The following is a 16919-nucleotide window of genomic DNA, read 5'->3' on the forward strand; positions in this document are numbered from 1 at the left end:
TAGAAGCTAAAATAAACCCTCGGATGAACAATAAATTGTTCACCGAGGGCCTGTTCTTGCACTTATTTATCCAGCATTTGATATCGCTTGCGAAATTCTTGCGGATGAACACCGACTTGTTTTTTGAAAATTTTACTAAAGTGAGAGAAGTTTTCGTATCCCATAGATTCACAGATTTCACTAATCTTTAAATCTGTTTCGATGAGCATAATTTTCGTTTGATTCATGCGAACGGTAATGATGTAGTCCATCAAGGTTTGCCCTGTTTCTTTCTTAAACAGCCTTGATAGATAAGCCGAATTCAAATGCACATGAGAGGCAATCCCTTCCCTCATTACATCCTTCAAATTCGCTTGCACATACTGCCTGATCTTCTCGATAATGGCAGAGCTGTCCATCCGCATCAACTGCATATATTCAATTCCTGCTGTAATAACACGTGCGGCCCATTGCTGGAAGTGAGCAATGGAACGGGTTGCCGAAGCATCTCCAAACCACTTTCCTGTACCCAGCATTTCTTTCACAGACCGTCCATGCTTATGCGACACTTGGTACACCATATGTAAAATGGAGTGATACAGGGCATCGATCGTTTCTGCGGCACTGGCTTGATCCTCCCGAAGCTCTGCAAGGACGGCCTCCAATCGCTTCATGAGCTCCTCCTTCTTCCCTAACTCGAACAGCACGACCCAATCCGCACATTCAATATGGACCGGCGCTTTGATCGGATTCGTCGACGCGCTGCCAGTGCGCTCCGGCTGGAATTGGACAACCCTCGTATTCACAATATTACGAGCCTCAAGCTCCAGTAACGTATGATAGCTTTCCGATAGATCGCCTATCTCTGCCGGCCGTCCGATATAACAAGACAAGCTGCAATAGAACAGTCGTGAACACACGTCAATATAATCCTGACATTTGGCATGCCATTCATCCTTATCTGCTTCTGCAGGGTTCGTCAAGTAAATGAGGATGAAATGAAGGCCGTTGCGATCTTGGATCACGTCACCTGCATGTGATTGCAGAAACATCTCAGCTGCCGCATTACGCAGTGCGTACTCCATGATTTCTTCATCGCGCAGATTGAACTCCTTGCTCCACATCTCTACACTAAGCAGAATAGGCAAAATCCATGTATTCGGGTCAAAAGTGACATTATACGCAGGAAGCTGCTGCATCAAATTATCCGTGGACGGAATGAGGCGCTGAGCTAATATATCCTGCCAGAATCGTTCGGTCAGCAGAGGCTTCTGCTTCTCCCAAAGCTTCTCATAGGTTTGGAAGCGTTCATCGAATTGCTCCACCTTCCTCAGATCCTCTACCCGCTCCTGTACCTTCACCATGACCGTTCTTAGCTGATCATAGTTAACAGGCTTCAGTAAATATTCATAGCTGCCCAGGCGAATGGCTTGTTGTGCATAGGCGAAATCGGCATGACCGGTCAAGAAAACCGGCACGATCGACGTGTTATGCTCTCTAACCCAGCCAACCAGATCGAGTCCGTTGCTGTCAGGCATTTCAATATCGCACAGCAGCACATCGATGCTCACGGTTCGAATAATCTCCATCGCTTCATCTGCGTCGCTCGCGCTGTACACCTCGCTGTAGCCTAACCCGTTCCAATCGATCCCTCGCAACAACGCTTTAATCGCATAGACTTCATCATCTACGATAAGTAACTTATACATGCTAGAGATCCCCCTGCTCTTCATATGCTGACTGTTTGGGAATAATTAAGCGGACGACTGCCCCTTTAATGGCTCCATTCTCGAACAGAATACGGAATCCCTCGCCATACTTCATCCGTAAGCGATGGTGTACATTCCAAATACCGAGATGTTTATCGCCTGAGCCCTGCCCTTCGGCATATTGACCGGCTTGGAACAGCTGTAGTTTATCAGGAGCAAACCCTTTACCGCTGTCGCTGATCCTCACTTCATAGCAATCGGCCGACTCTTCGGATTGGGCCACCGTGATCGCAATCTGAAAGATCGCTTTTCCTTTATCCATTCCATGTATGATCGCATTCTCAACAAAAGGTTGAATGATTAAGGGAGATATACTGTATGGCTTGTACATGTCAGGGACTGTAATTTGAAAGGTTAGCTTCTCCGGGAATCTAAGCTTCTGAATTTCCAAATAGTTCTCGATATGTCCAATCTCTTCGGCCAGTGTGATCGTATCCCGATGGGAACGAGTAATGAAGCGGAAATAATCGCCTAAATGCTCGGTCATCTTCTGAACCAGCAGATTCTCTTCCAGCACCGAGAGGCTGAATATAATATTCAAGGAGTTTAAATAGAAATGCGGGTTAATTTGCGCTTGCAGATGATTAAATTCTGCCCGCTGTGCTCGCAGCATTTCCTCGTATACGTTGATTTTCAAGCCTTGCATTTGCGAAGCCATCTTGTTAAACGTCTCGACCAGGAATGAGAACTCTTTGGTTGAATGGTCGCCAAGCCTCACATCCAAGTTCCCCCGGCCGATGCTCTGCATTCCTTTGATAAGAATGTTCATGGGCCGCAGCAGTACGTTCTTGACGAATAACAAGTAGAAAGCAAGTATGATAATTAACCCAATGGGGAGCAAGAAGAGCAAGCGTTGAAAATATAACAGCTTCTGCAGCACGACTTTCTCCGGTATGAAGACAGCCAGGCTAATCGGTGCATATTGGAATGGAAGACCGACAAGCATATACTTGCTCCCGCTCGATGACTTCGTAAAAGAGACGTACTTCATCTCATTGTGTTCGAGCTTCTTCACGATTTCATTCACGTTCTCGGAAGAGAGGGTCGTTTCAATAAGAGAAGTGCCCGCGTTCGACATCAGCAGCAATTCTTTTCCGCTGTTCCCGAAATTAGATTGTCTAAGCGGTTGAATTAAGTGATCAATATCGATTAGTGCGCCTACATACAGCTCTCGATTGATTTCATTCGGGCTGATCGGAATGACACGAACCAAGTAATACTTATCCTCCCATGAAGTGACCGTCCAGTTCTGTGTATCCATGTCATTCGCATGTTGTTCGAAGAAGGAATACAGGACGCCGTCAAATTCCTGGGTATCTTCATAGCTTTTTTTCACGCTGATCATATCATTATTCTTCTTCGAATAGACGAAGAAGGTTTTGATTCCTTTATAGACGCTGAGATCATCATCAAACTTGCGCAATAACCACTGCTTGGCCATAAAATAATCGCCGTTCTCCTTCGGATACAGTGTAAGCGGTATCAAATTGGTGTAGGAGAAATCGCTGCTTCCAAGGCGCAGAATATAATTGTTCGTTTCCTCCAACGTTTGATCGAGAGAGGAGACCTGCGTTTCGAGGAAGTTGTAATACGACTGGGATACCTCCGTACGGACGACATTCATGGCATAGAAATTATTATAGAACAGAAAAAAAATCAACGGCGTCGTTACGATAAAAAAACCGAGGATGAATTTGAAACGCAATGTTCTCTTCTGGTTCATTAGCTTACCTCTCTCTGCGTCAATCAATCGACCTCAGTCCGGTATGATCATAACGACAACCGCTATGGTAATGCAAATTGTAACCCGATTCCTAAGAAAATGTCGATACTTGGATTAATCATAACGGAAGGGGATAGACACAATATACGAATAGCCATGACATGATTACCGTTATTATCGCTAGTTTCGTAAACAGCGCAGCAATAAAGCCGCTGCCCTGCTGCTTAAGGCAGCAAAACAACGGCTTATAATTAAGCGTAAATATAGATGTCATCCGTAAGGACCGTGCTGATGAAAGCCCAGCAATCGTTTCAGACGAGAATTCCCTTCTGCGAAATCAATGACATCCTGCGGCATCACATAGTTAATGAAGGGCCAGAATCGCTGCGAAATCCACCTTTTCCCGTACATCATTTGCTGCACGGCGCGATCTGTATCGCTTTGATTCGTGGATCCGCGATGCCAGGTCTGTCCGGAGAAGATCAGGCAATCGCCTTTGCGCGCGTTAATCGTAACAGGTTCTTGCCCTTTATAGGTCGGCGGATCCTGATTAGCCGGCGGATGCTGACCGCTCCGATGACTCGTCGGGATCAACTGCGTTGGACCCATGTCCGGTGCAACATCTACCAAATAGTAGATGCACGTAATGAGATAGGTCGGCATTCGGATACGCTCATCCAGCTCTGTTCCTTCAGGCAGCGGGAAGAATAGCTCCTCATCTACATGCCACGTATCAAAGCCTTTGCCTTTCTTAGTCGTGAACGCATTCATACAGAACATATGGCATTTCTCGCCAAGCAGCGCTTCCGCGAAGTCGACGATAGGTTCATTCTCGATTAATCGGATATACGCCTCTCCCCGCTCAAACATACGCGTACGGAATCCGTCCCATTGACCCGGCAGAGGCGGTTCTTCCAAATACTGCAGCAACCCGGCATGCAGCTGATCCGCCCACGCTTCCGAGATTGCCCCCCGAAATACGGTGAAACCTTGCCGATTAAACTCATCCAGATGCGATTGTAAGGTTGTCATGATCAACGCTCCTAATCCCAGCTATATTTAGGTTGCTTGAGTCCGTCCTCTATCCATAGGAATCGGCCGGTAATGGAGTCCGATTCCGGCTTCAGTAAATCGGCAATAAGCTGAACAGACTTCGCCGGCGAATCACCGCCTGTCCCCTCTACCCAAGCCACCCAGTCCTGCAGCTCTCCCGGTACGCGAACATTGTCCCTTATGGCTTCGAACATTTCGGTTTTCACTTCGCCGGGGTGAAACACGTTTGCAGTCACGCCTGTACCGCTAAGCTCTGCAGCCAGCTGTCTTGTAAAATGATTTAACGCCACTTTACTCGTAGCGTAGGCACTGTTGGTCCCCTCAGGCTCGGCCAATGCTGCCGCGGAGGTAACGTTAACGATGCGTCCCCACCCCGCCTTCACCATCTCTCCAGCCAGTGCTCTGCAGATGTAATAAGGGCTGATAGCATTAATCATCATCGTTTCCATCCATCCTGTTGGATCACTTTCCAGAATCGGACCGATTTCTTTGAACACCCCGGCCGCATTCACGACTACGGCTGGGACACCATAGCTTGCGAAGATTGTCCGGGCCATCGCCTCTACTTCATCCAACTTCGAAATATCAGCTGCAATCGGGTAAGCCGTGCCGCCTTGTTCACGGATTAATGCTGCTGTTTCTTCCAGCTTCGCCGCTCTGCGACCTACCAGTGCGAGCTTCGCTCCTTGTTCCGCCAAGCCGATGGCAATTGCTCGCCCGAGCCCGCTTCCTGCCCCTGTTACAAGTGCAATTCGGCCATCCAGCAGCCTTGATGCTTCCGACATACGATCCTCTCCCATACGATGATGCGGATGATAACTATACTTAACTGTTATTGTAGAATAGGTTCAGGTATGCGTCATTGATCACAGTAGACTCAATATATACGAAATATGACTTTATCAGAAAAGGCTACCGACCGGGTAGCCTTTGGTGAGATATGCGAGCTGTGCGATCAGCTTGTAACAAGACCAATCATGAACCCATCGTAGCCTTTGCTGCCCACGGTTTGAATCGCAGTGGCTGTAATTCGGGACTCTTCTGCCAAGAGATCATAGAACTGTCTCACCCCTATTACACGTGGATCGGGGTTAATCTCGTCTAGCACCTCGCCTCCACGTACAACATTATCGCCAACAATGACCGTCCCGGGATGGGAGAAATGAAGTGCCCATTTCAAATAGTTCGGATTGTTGGGCTTATCCGCATCAATGAAGATGAAATCGAATGTCTCCTCGCCTTCGTCCCGCATGAGAGCCAATTGTTGTAAAGCTTCGCCCACTCTAATTTCAACTTTATCCTGTACCTGTGCAAGAGCTAGATTAGCTGCTGCAATTTGCGCATGATGGGGGTCGAGCTCAAGTGTGACAATTTGGCCATCCGAAGGAAGGGCTCTCGCTAACCATATGGTGCTATAACCGCCTAAAGTACCAATCTCCAAGATTCGTTTGGAACCATGCAGCTGTACAAGCAAGTTCAAGAATTTTCCTTGTGCCTGCGAGACATCAATCGCCGGTAATCCCGCTACTTGATTGTTCGATAACACGTTGTCGAGAATAACATCCTGTTCAATCAACCGTTCCGCAATATACTGATCAACTTTACTCCAGACCGCAGCTTGATTCATAATGATCACTTCTCCTTCTCATAATGAACTTCTGCTTCCAGTGTATTCGAGTTATAATCATAAATATAATATATGTTTAAATTGGATTTATATATTTCATATATATGATTTGGTGATTAGGAGGATCTGGCTCGCGATGAATCTACATGCCTTACGATTATTTCATGTGATTGCAAGTACCGGGAGTGTCACTCGTGCATCGGAGCTGCTCAATATCAGCCAGCCCGCCATCACCGCGCAGATTAAGAAATTCGAGAAAGAGCTGCTGCTCCCGCTGCTCAAGCCGCAAGGAAGAGGGATCGCTTTAACGGATGCGGGCGAAGAGATCGCTTTGCTGGCAAAGCGACTTTTTGCCGTGGAACAACAAATTGAACAATATGCCCAGGATTACCTGAGCGGCTCGCATGGATGCATTCGTTTGGCAGCGACGTATTTGCCGGCTCATTTCTTGATTCCCGCTTGGATTGCAACCTTCAAACAGCAGTACGAGCAAGTCGAAATGATCATCACAACGACGAACTCCAGTGATGCCTTGAAACAGCTCTTGAATGTAGAGGTCGATATCGCCATTTACGGGGGACTGCCGGAGGCTTATCCGGATACGATTCAGACGGAGGAGTTGTTTCGGGATGAGCTATGGTTCGTCGTTGCTCCCGGCCATCGCTATGCGAATCAACAAGTTTCATTGTCCGACATGATGAAGGAGCCTTTCGTTATGCGCGAAGAAGGAAGCTCCACCCGTGAGCGATTGCTGTCTCTATGCCGCACCTACAACTCCTCGACACCGACGATCTCCTTGCAATTCAATGGATTGCACGAAGCGATTACCGCTGTAATTGCAGGCTACGGCGCCAACTTTGTCTCTTCCTTGGTTGTGCGAGACTACGTCAAACGCGGGGAGCTATGCCGTGTTTATGTGGAGGGGATCCATTTAACCAACACTATCGCGATATGTACGCGCAAGCACGAACCGCTCTCTGCTTCCACGATGAATTTTATCCAGATGATTCGCGCGAATCCGGTTCGCAAATAGGGATTCATAGAGCATCTGAGAGTACGATAGCCGAGAATGACGAAAATACTATTTTCGCTCAAATAAGGCCCTATGTGTTCGTTAGAAAAAACGGCAACAAGTTGCCCCCTCCCAATCGAGCCACTGGCGCGCAATACTAATCCTAGCTTCGGTGCTTCGCTCCGAGTACCAGCATTGTCCTTCTTTCCACGCCGGGGTTGGCGAGAAGCTGATACCCGTAATGGCTTCCAATGCCTCGCAAGCTGCACTGAAAGTCGAGACACTTTGCGATAAAGCATCCTGCATTAAGCCCGAACCAAAAGGCATGGGTAGAACGATATTTTCAGCAGGAGCAAGGATCTCCGGGACCCATTTGCCTTCAAAAGTGATGCCCCGGCAGCAATGGTATGGACTGGCGTCTTGCATATATCCACTTTCAGGAACAATAACGCCGCCAACTGACAGGACGGAAGGAGAAGAAGCAGGTCCATTGCAAGTCAATTCCTTCGTGTTACCTACAGAAGATACAAGTAGAAGATCATCGTCCGCTAACTCTTCGCAGAGCACGCGAATGGGATCTGCCTGCCAGGGGAGGAGTCCGGTATCATGGGCTGACACAACTGTCAGAACAACGCCACGAATTTCATAGTTTCGCCAGTTATGTTTTAACCAGCGCAGAGCGCTGCCAATTCTCTCATTAATATCATTAGGCGTGTAGAACGGACCCGTTTGTAGCAGGAAAAGATTCGCCTCCGGAGCCGATCCGCAATAGTCACCATTAGAAAGCTGACCTGAACCCGCGGAAGCTGCTGCTGCCCACAAACCATGTATGCCATTGTTCCACGGTCCTTCACTTTGCTCCATTAGGATGGGTTCGGCGCCAACAGCAGAAGTACTCACGATATAAGTATGGCGACGTTCATTTGTGACAATATCCGGATGGTCCGGAATACGCAAAAACTCTCTGATCGATGGCCAGTACAAACGATACGCCTCCTATTTACTCAACATGCATGTAACGGTTGCCAGCGAGCCTATTTCATCAAATAATCGACTTTTAAAAATCTAACGGTTGTGACAGAGGCTATATACCGTAAATTGGTTGATTTTGAACGTAAAATGTCCATTTAGGCTCTGTGGCAACCGTTAGAAATTTAAAATGGGCTTTTTGTGCAAAATAGCCGCTGTCACAACCGTTACAATTTTGAATGCGATGGTTATGGGGCAACTATAGTGCCGTGAACGAAAAGAAACCCGACGTTGATGGCAACGTGGGGTTTCTCTCTCTCTAGGCCGAATGAGTTGACAGCTCGTGATCATTACAGATAATAATGATTAGTTAATATCCTGACGGCGAGACCAGAGGTCCAGTTAACTCAGTATTGGGACAAATAACCGGAGCCGATGACCGTGATCGTCGAGATGCCCGGTCCGGTCCAGCCGACGGCCAGGTTATCTCCGCCGCCGCCGTCTTTATGCAAGATTTCAAAATAATACGGCTGACCGGCAGTCAAGGTAATGGATGCCGATTGCTGGGAGCTATTCTTGTTCCATTCACGTACGCCCGTATATTCGTAGACGCTGGCAATCACGGAACCGTTCGAAGGACTGTTATTGGTGCTGAGCAACAGCTGCGATGCATCATCACTTGCAATGTAGAACGTGTAGGTACCGCTTGTTGCAGGCGTGATATAACCGCGAATACGGTCACCATAGTTATCCGCCCAGTTCGTTGCTCCTTCAAGACTGGTTAGCACCGTTGTGCCCGAAGGCGCCGTGCCCGTTGGAATGCTGCTGACACTCGTTCCGGATACGCCGGTCCAATACTCTTGAATGACGCTGCCCGTACCGCCGCCGCCTGAAGCATTGGTCGTCACATTAATGGACGTGCTGGCAGAGGATATATTGCCGGCTGCATCCTTGGCTTTGACAGAGAAGGAATAGGCGGTGTTAGCCGAAAGTCCGCTAACGGTAAAAGCAGTTCCCGTTGCGGTGCCGACCAGTGTCGTTCCACTGTAGACATCATAGCCCGTTACAGCTACATTGTCGGTCGAAGCCGACCAGGACAGACTGACGCTCGTGGATGTCTTCGATGGTGATGTCAGATTGGCTGGTGTAGTTGGTGCTTGTGTATCGGCACCGCCACTACCGCCAAGGTTCACATCACAAGTCTTGTACGAGCCCGGAATCGGGTCGCCGAATGTGCTGTTGCCGCAATAGACGGAATTCGTGAACGTCCCGTATGCGTAAGCGCCATTCGCTCCATAACGAACTTCTTTCGTTCCGCTGAAGGAGCAAGTATTGTTCTCGCCTGCGCAATTCGTCCAGTTCGCCGCAGCCGAGCTGCTTGTCGTGACGCTAAGCGAGCTGCTGGCCGAAGAGATGTTACCCACGGCATCCTTCGCTTTCACGGTGAACGAGTAGGACGTATTCGCCGTCAAGCCGGAGACGGTGAACGTCGTGCCGGTTGAAGAGCCTGCAAGCACGCTTCCGTTATAAATGTCATAGCCGGTTACGCCGACATTGTCGGTCGATGCCGTCCAGGACAGGCTTACGCTCGTGCTAGTCTTCGAAGGCGAAGTGAGACCTGTCGGCGCGGTTGGTGCTTGCGTATCCGTCGCCGCGTTCGTCGTGACGCTGAGCGCTCCGCTCGCCGCCGATAAGTTGCCGGCCGCATCCTTCGCTTTCGCAGTGAAGGAGTAGCTGGTGCTGGCAGCCAAACCGGTCACGGTAAAAGAGTTGCTTGCCGGTGTTCCCACCAGAGTCGAGCCACTATATACTTCATAGCCGGTTACACCGACATTGTCGGTCGATGCCGTCCAAGACAAACTGACACTCGTGCTCGTCTTCGAAGGAGAAGCGAGTCCGCTCGGAGCAGTCGGTGCCTGCGTATCCGCTGCGGCATTCGTCGTGACGCTAAGCGCATTGCTTGCTGCGGAGGCATTACCTGCCGCATCCTTTGCTTTGACGGTAAAGGAATATGTCGTCCCTGCGGTTAGACCGCTAACCGTGAACGTCGTTCCCGCCGTCGTGCCTGCCAGCGTAGAGCCGCTGTACACATCGTAGCCCGTTACGGCTACGTTATCTGTCGAAGAGGCCCAAGACAGGTTAACGCTAGTGCTCGTTTTGGAGGGTGACGTCAAACTGCCCGGAGCAGTAGGCGCAGTCGTATCGCTGCTGCCGGTTCCGGCTAAATTCACTTCGCAGGACTTGTAAGCGCCTGGAGCCGGATCGCCGAATTGGTTGTTCGAGCAAACGACCGAGTTCGTGAAAATCCCATAGTTAAAGCTGCCATTGGCGCCATAACGAACCTCTTTGGTGCCGGTAAAGCTGCAGGTTTGGTTCTCGCCTGCGCAAGCGGTCCAATTAGCGGCCGGATCGGTAGTGGCGGACACCGAACTACTCGCCGCCGATACGTTGTTCGAAGCATCCTTCGCTTTGACCGTAAATGTATAGGCCGTGCTAGGCGTCAGCCCGGTTACGGTCTTGAACGTATTGATTGCGCCGGTCGTGGATGCCACCAAGGTCGAACCGCTGTAGATATCATAGCCGGTTACGCCCATGTTATCGGTGGATGGCGACCAGGCGAGGGTTACGGTCGTATCCGTTACGTCCGTGACCGTTAGACCCGTCGGCGTCGTCGGTGCCTGCGTGTCGCCTACATCCGTCGTTACGTTCAGCGTGTTGCTGGCAGCCGACACGTTGCCGGCCGCATCCTTCGCCTTAACGGTAAAGCTGTAAGCCGTGCTAGGCGTTAAACCGTTGACGGTTAAGGACGTCGCGGACGTGGAGCTGTAAAGCGTGCCGCCTTTATAGACATCGTAGCCGATGACGCCGACGTTATCGGTCGCACCGGACCAGGACAGGTCCACGGTTACGTTCGATTTGGACGGGGAGGTAAGCGTCGGTGCCGTTGGCGCTTGGGTGTCCGGCGGACCGGCATAGACGTTGACCATCTGTTCCTTCAGACTTGCGCGGCCCGTATTGTCCCAAACGACGAGTGTCACGCGATAGTTGCCCGCAGTCTGATACGTGTAGGTCGGGCTTGTTGACGTTAACGGAGGACCTTCGCCCAGATCCCACAGGTTCTCTGCGATGGTGCCGTTGTCCGTAGAGGAGTTGGTGAACGTAATCGGCTGACCGAGCTGCACGGTCAGCGGGGCGCTGAAATTCGCGACGGGCTTCGGATCGCTGAAGCCGCGGCTCGTCAGCTGCGTGTTGGTTCCGTTGCCGCTAACCGTGTTGCCTGACCATTCGAGATCGGCCGCCGCGGATGGATATTGATCGATGGACGCTCCGGCATTGCCCGTAATCGTGTTGTTGATGAAGCTGATCCGATCCGTACCGGAGGCCGTCGTAATCTCGATCGCTTTGCCTCCGTTGTTCGTGATGATGTTGCTGTCGAAGGTCAGGTTCTTCGAATTGCCGTGAATTCGGATCGCGTTGCCGGCATAGCCGGGATAAGCGGCAGCCGGGTTGTTGTTCGGTCCGTTCTTGAACGTATTCTTATAGAAGTATTGGAACTGCTCCGTCTCGCCCGTTCCCTCGCCTTGGAGCTGCATGCCCCACATGACGATGTTCTGAACGGTGTTGTAGCCCCAATATTGGTACCCGGTTCCCGGGGATTGCTGCATGCCGACTTGCTGACCGCCATCGACTAAATTGTCGGTCGTCACGCCGTGCGTCACCATAACCTCGAGTCCCATGCCTTTGACCGTGCCGGCCGTGGTATGAACGACATTGCGCCGAACCGCGATAGACTCGGACCGTACAGCGCTGATCCAGTGGTCGACATTGTTGTCTTCAATGACGGAATTATTGCAGTTCGTGTGCAGCTCGATCGAGAGGCCGTGCGCGTTAACGCCCGATCCCGTGATCGTGTTGCCTTTGACGACAACCCCGTTACAGCCGTCACTCGCGAAGATACCGCCACGGCCCGTGTTGGAAATCGTGTTGTTCAGGAACTTCGTATTGTTCGAGTTCCAGCCGGCACGAATCCCTGCGCCCCATTCGGAATTGACGCCGATATTCGAGATCGTATTATTGGAGATAACTGAGTCAGAGGAAGCTGACAGCAGGATGCCAAACGGCGCGAAACCATCCGATTTGGTCAGATCCTTAATGATATTGTCATGAATGTAATGACTGCCGCCGGGCTCGCCCCAGATCCCGGAAACAACATGATTGTTGCTGTTGCCGTCGATGGTGAGCTGCGCAATCTCAACACCGGTTTTCCCACTGAGGGAAATCATATTGTTGTCCGTCGTGCCGTTATATTTGATGATGGCTGTCGATTTGCTTTGTCCGATCAGTTTAACGCCTGACTTCGCGACAATAGTCCCGGACGTATAATAAGTACCGGACGGGAAGTACACCGTGTCGCCGCTGGCCGCTGCCGTAATGGCATTGTTGATAGCCTGCGTATCATCCACAGTATCGCCGCCATTAGCTCCGTATGAGGTGATATTGTAGCTTGCTGCACTGGCAACAGGTATGGATACGGCTGATAAAAGCATGGACAGAACAGGCACGATCAGGGCTACGCTTGAGACTGATTTTCGCTTACGGAATTTGAATCTTCTCACTTCATCACAACTCCCTTATTCATCATGTGTACGGCTCGATGATTCCCTTGCCTGACGTCTGCATGGATCATGTTGCATGTGTACGGAGATTGATAAGCTGCAATCAGCCCCTTTCGCATTACAGAATGTAAGCGCTTGCCAAACGCTTGTTTTATATGCTACATGCTGGTAGAAGTGGCTGAAAGTGTACAATAACTGAAAGCCTCTTTATGGGATTGCCAACCGACTATGATTTTTTCGAATTCATGCACTATCTTGAATTTCTACAATAAAATGGACATAAATACACACGAAAGGGCTATAGGGTATGATCCCTACAGCCCTTCAACTAAACCTGACTAATGCTGATCCTACATTCTCCTTGGTCAATAGGACTCCTCAATTGAAGTCCAAACCGATACAAGTGATCTCCCCATGCACCTCGCATGATTGGATCCTCTAACGTAATGGTTTCGACCGAGCCCGCAAACATCGTACTGTTGTATTGGATGCAAACCTTGTTGTGACTCTCATCCTGCAAAATAAAGCTTCCGCTCCCTTCGGTTTGAGGGAGATGCGGCGACAGCAGCATCCACGTTATATCCTCCGTTATCTGCTGCAGGAGAAATTCATCCTTAATCTCCACATAAGAGGATGAATCACGAATGAGGCTTATCGTCCGAATCCAGCTCTTAATCCCGGCAGCCTCCGGATATGCGTTTGCGATATTCATCGTTAGCGATGCAGCCTTATTATCAAGCTGGCAATCGACATCGACTGCTCGATAGGATCGTCCATTCCTTTGCTCTACGCCATTTACGATCGGAACATTGTGGTAAGCGGACTTCATGGCCCATATCGAATAACGCTCTGCAAAGAACGATTGCGAGGTATAGGTCAACACGCCGGGATCGATAATCATCGGAGAGCCATTGCAATACACGATAAAGTGACCAATGTCATTATGATTATGGCTTTCATCGTTATGTCCGCCCTTCGCTGCAACGAATAACCCCTTAGACGAACCCTGCTGCTCTCTAGCCACCATCATTTCAATGCCATCCAGCCATGCATCTCGGACATAAGGCGTTTCTCCTACATAGTGCACGATTTCCGAGTAATGAAATAACGCAGGCAGCAGGCGGGACATCGAAGAAAACTCAGGGTCGGTTGCTGCTTCCCGCTCCTTCCTCAGCATCATGGCTCCCAATCCGGCAAGCTTATCATCTCCAATACGGCGTCCATACCGATAGACAAGCTCTGCGGGGATCTGCACCGTAGGCGAACTGTCTGCAAAATTGACATAGTAGTTGTCATCGATAAAAGCTTTGTACAGATAACCTCCGACCTGTTGAATGAGGGGCTCATGATAAACGTTGATTTCACGAGCCGAGGCGCTGTAAAACAGCTCCAAGCAATCGAATAGCATACCGCCGGCGTACATCCAATACTTAGGTCCTTCCTCGCAGCCTCCATCGGAATGGAGCCGTTCCATATACTGATCCAAGCTGCGCATCGCCTTCATAACAGCTGCTTCACGGCGTCCAGGGTCATCCTCCAGCAGCAGGAATGCCGCTAAGCAGTTCGAATTGCACCACGGATTCCAATTATTCAGCATCCTCTCTTGATTGAAGCCCATCCACCAGTAATCGTTCCGATTCAAATACGGATCCAGAATCCGCTTCCTTACTTCATGCTGTATCCGCTCGCAGACCATCTTACTTATGCCGTCCAGTCGAGTCCTCAGCAAATAAGAAGTCCAAGCGAGCAGTGCCGCAGTTTCGGCGGAGAACAATTCAATAACGGGATCCGCCACATCCGGAAGCTCGCTCTGCCTCTTCATCATATACCCGTGCCCGGGAATCCCCCAGAACGTTTCCTCGCAGATACACCATATTCCGTTCACGATGTCATCCAGGAATCGCCCCTCGTTCTCGATACATTCCGCTATGACCAAGGAAGCCAAATCCCGTCTCCTCTCCCATGAAGCCGAATCGTACCGCGACCGATTGCCCGTTCTGCTATAGTCCATGTACGCGGTGGCCGGTAACGGATTCCATACATGATTGAGCTTCTTAGCGCCTTTATTCACCCAATAGGTTCGCAGATGAAGCGGCAATCCGTCCCATTCTTGGCGGTCTTCACTAGTAGGATAAGGCTTGTAATTCTCCCGCGAGGTCATCATACCCCTCAGATCCGCAGTCATATATCGCTGTGCCAGCATCGAATCGCCAACCCCCTCTCCTGCCAAAAGAAAGGCAAGCAAACGGACATTCCGCTGCTTGCCTCTTCTCTTATTTAAAATACTTCGCCAGATGTTCAGTCGCCTTCATAACTCCTTGTCTCTCGGCCTCTATAGAGCCCCAGAAACGGTGATCCTCCAGCTCAATGCTTACAGCTCCTGCATAACCGAGGCGATCCAGACGAACGGCCACTCTCCCCCAGTCGACTTCCCCGTGTCCTGGAATCGTATACCGCCAGGAGCCCTCAGAGAAGTCGTATTTCGTACCGAAGGTCGGCGTTATAACGCCGCTCTCGTACTGTTCTTCCCGGAGGATTTCTGTATCCTTGCCATGGCAGTGATTGATGCGTTCCCCAAATTCGTCCAATGCGCGAAGGTAGTCAATGCCTAAGCGCACGAGATGAGAAGGATCGTAGTTCAACCCGAAATGCTTCGATGGGATCGCCTCGAACATCGCTCTCCACATTTCCGGCGTACAGCCAAGCGTTGGATAATGCGGCGCAGGTCCGGGCCATCCTTCAATCGCAATATAAATCCCCGTCTGCTCTGCATGGCGTACGAGCTCCGGAAATGTTTCCTTCCAGATCGCAAAGCCTTCCTTGCGCGGGAGGGTATGATCCTCGGGTACAAGACACATAAACAGCACGCTTCCGCCAAGTGCAGCAATGGAGCTTAATTGCTTCTTCGCCGCTTCCAGCGCTTCCTCGCGGCGGCCTTCATCGCGGCTTAACAGCCGTGACGTATGATGGGCATCGATCGATCCGATACCCATCCGAGCATCCTCGCAAGCAGCCTTCACATCGGGAGTCAGATTGGACACATCCAGTACATCAAGCCCAATGCTTGCAGCCCACGCGGCCGTCTTCGCAATTCCTTCCGCCCCAATCTTGGGCGGAATACGCATACCTAATTGAATTGTCATGCCGATTGCTCCCCCTTCGCTTCTGCGTCTGCATGCGGCTCGTAGCCGGCAGCTTGATAGATCATCTCCGACAGCTTCACGACCTTCAAGGCAAACTCGCCCGGTACAAGCACCTCATGCCGGCCAAGAATCGCATCGATGAAGCTCTTATCTTGGTTGGTCGTTTGCTCCGGAAGCTCCGGCACGATCGGATCTTGCCCGAGGCGGCGCAGCGTGATCTTCCCATTATCGTAGAAGATGCCGCCTTGCTCCCCGCAGAATACGAAGGTTTCATGCCAGCACGGCGAATACCCGACCAAGTTCAAGCCGGCAACGGCACCTTCCGCGAAACGGATCGACGTGAACGTGTCGATCTCGACGGTGGCGCCGTGCATATGCAGCTGCGGCTTCACTTCAATCGGCGTAAGGCCGGTCGTCCACAGCAGCACATCGATGATGTGACTGCCCGAGTCCATCAGGAAGCCGCCGCCGGATAATGCTGGATCAGCCCGCCAAGAACCCGGCGTTCCTTGTCTCCATTGCTGGTAGAGCGATGCCGTAATCGACGTGAGCTTGCCGATTTCGCCGCTGGCGATCGCATTTCGAATATATAAGAATTCAGGTTGGAAGTGGCGTTGGTAGGAAACTTGCATGATCCTGCCTGACTGCTCCGCGACTCGCATCAGCTGCTCTGCCTCTTCCGACGAGCAGGTCATTGGCTTCTCGATCATTACATGCAGCCCGCTGCGAAGTACATCTTGCGCCTGAGCGAAATGCAGCGTGTGCGGGGAACAAATAATGACGGCATCGATGTCCGCCTGCTCCAGCATTTCGCGATAATCCGAGAATTGCAGCACATCGGACAAGCTATTTTTGGCAATAAAGTTGTCCCTATTCTTGCTGCTCGTATCGGCGACAGCCTTAATCTCAGCCTCCGGAAGCTCCAGCAGCTGGCGGGCATGCCAGCCTGCAATGCCTCCCGTTCCAATGAAACCAATGCGTACTTTAGTCATAGTTAACCCTCCCAATAGTGAGTATATGGCCAAGCT

11 protein-coding genes are annotated in these 16919 nt (G+C 50.6%); 1 reads left to right on the forward strand and 10 read right to left on the reverse strand.

The window, feature by feature from the left end; translation table 11 throughout:
• Window positions 1-62: 62 nt before the first annotated feature.
• The 5 genes from AC0YN4_RS18395 to AC0YN4_RS18415 form a co-directional block, all read right to left on the reverse strand.
• Window positions 63-1688, reverse strand: a complete 1626-nt coding sequence (locus tag AC0YN4_RS18395) for a response regulator transcription factor (protein ID WP_475836408.1) — start codon at window positions 1686-1688, stop codon at window positions 63-65.
• Between the two features lies 1 nt (window position 1689).
• Window positions 1690-3471: a sensor histidine kinase gene (locus AC0YN4_RS18400; RefSeq protein ID WP_475836409.1), complete on the reverse strand. Its 1782-nt coding sequence runs from the start codon at window positions 3469-3471 to the stop codon at window positions 1690-1692.
• Between the two features lie 270 nt (window positions 3472-3741).
• On the reverse strand, window positions 3742-4503 hold the full coding sequence (locus tag AC0YN4_RS18405) for a phytanoyl-CoA dioxygenase family protein (RefSeq protein ID WP_475836410.1): 762 nt from the start codon (window positions 4501-4503) through the stop codon (window positions 3742-3744).
• 11 nt (window positions 4504-4514) lie between these two features.
• The gene (locus AC0YN4_RS18410; RefSeq protein ID WP_475836411.1) at window positions 4515-5309 is read right to left on the reverse strand and encodes an SDR family NAD(P)-dependent oxidoreductase; all 795 of its coding nucleotides are present in this window, start codon (window positions 5307-5309) and stop codon (window positions 4515-4517) included.
• Between the two features lie 170 nt (window positions 5310-5479).
• Entirely contained in the window at window positions 5480-6151 is a 672-nt protein-coding gene (locus tag AC0YN4_RS18415) for an O-methyltransferase (RefSeq protein WP_475836412.1), read from the reverse strand.
• Window positions 6152-6287: 136 nt separating this feature from the next.
• Here AC0YN4_RS18415 and AC0YN4_RS18420 point away from each other — a divergent pair, with 136 nt between their 5' ends.
• Entirely contained in the window at window positions 6288-7184 is an 897-nt protein-coding gene (locus AC0YN4_RS18420; RefSeq protein WP_475836413.1) for a LysR substrate-binding domain-containing protein, read from the forward strand.
• Between the two features lie 81 nt (window positions 7185-7265).
• Here the strand turns inward: AC0YN4_RS18420 and AC0YN4_RS18425 are convergent, their stop codons facing one another.
• The 5 genes from AC0YN4_RS18425 to AC0YN4_RS18445 all read right to left on the reverse strand — a co-directional run bounded on the left by AC0YN4_RS18425 (window position 7266) and on the right by AC0YN4_RS18445 (window position 16883).
• Window positions 7266-8147 (reverse strand): S8 family serine peptidase, encoded by an 882-nt coding sequence (locus AC0YN4_RS18425; protein WP_475784432.1) that lies wholly within the window; start codon window positions 8145-8147, stop codon window positions 7266-7268.
• A gap of 392 nt (window positions 8148-8539) precedes the next feature.
• The gene (locus tag AC0YN4_RS18430) at window positions 8540-12748 is read right to left on the reverse strand and encodes a fibronectin type III domain-containing protein (protein WP_475836414.1); all 4209 of its coding nucleotides are present in this window, start codon (window positions 12746-12748) and stop codon (window positions 8540-8542) included.
• Between the two features lie 328 nt (window positions 12749-13076).
• Complete coding sequence (locus AC0YN4_RS18435) at window positions 13077-14978, reverse strand: heparinase II/III domain-containing protein (RefSeq protein WP_475836415.1); 1902 nt, start codon at window positions 14976-14978, stop codon at window positions 13077-13079.
• A 43-nt stretch (window positions 14979-15021) separates the two neighbouring features.
• A complete protein-coding gene (locus AC0YN4_RS18440; protein ID WP_475836416.1) occupies window positions 15022-15891 on the reverse strand; it encodes a sugar phosphate isomerase/epimerase family protein in 870 nt (289 codons plus the stop codon).
• Window positions 15888-16883, reverse strand: coding sequence for a Gfo/Idh/MocA family protein (locus AC0YN4_RS18445; RefSeq protein WP_475836417.1), 996 nt, complete (start codon window positions 16881-16883; stop codon window positions 15888-15890). Before AC0YN4_RS18445 ends, AC0YN4_RS18440 begins: the two co-directional genes overlap by 4 nt.
• Window positions 16884-16919 lie beyond the last annotated feature (36 nt).

It is taken from the genome of Paenibacillus sp. J22R3 (genome assembly GCF_056269305.1).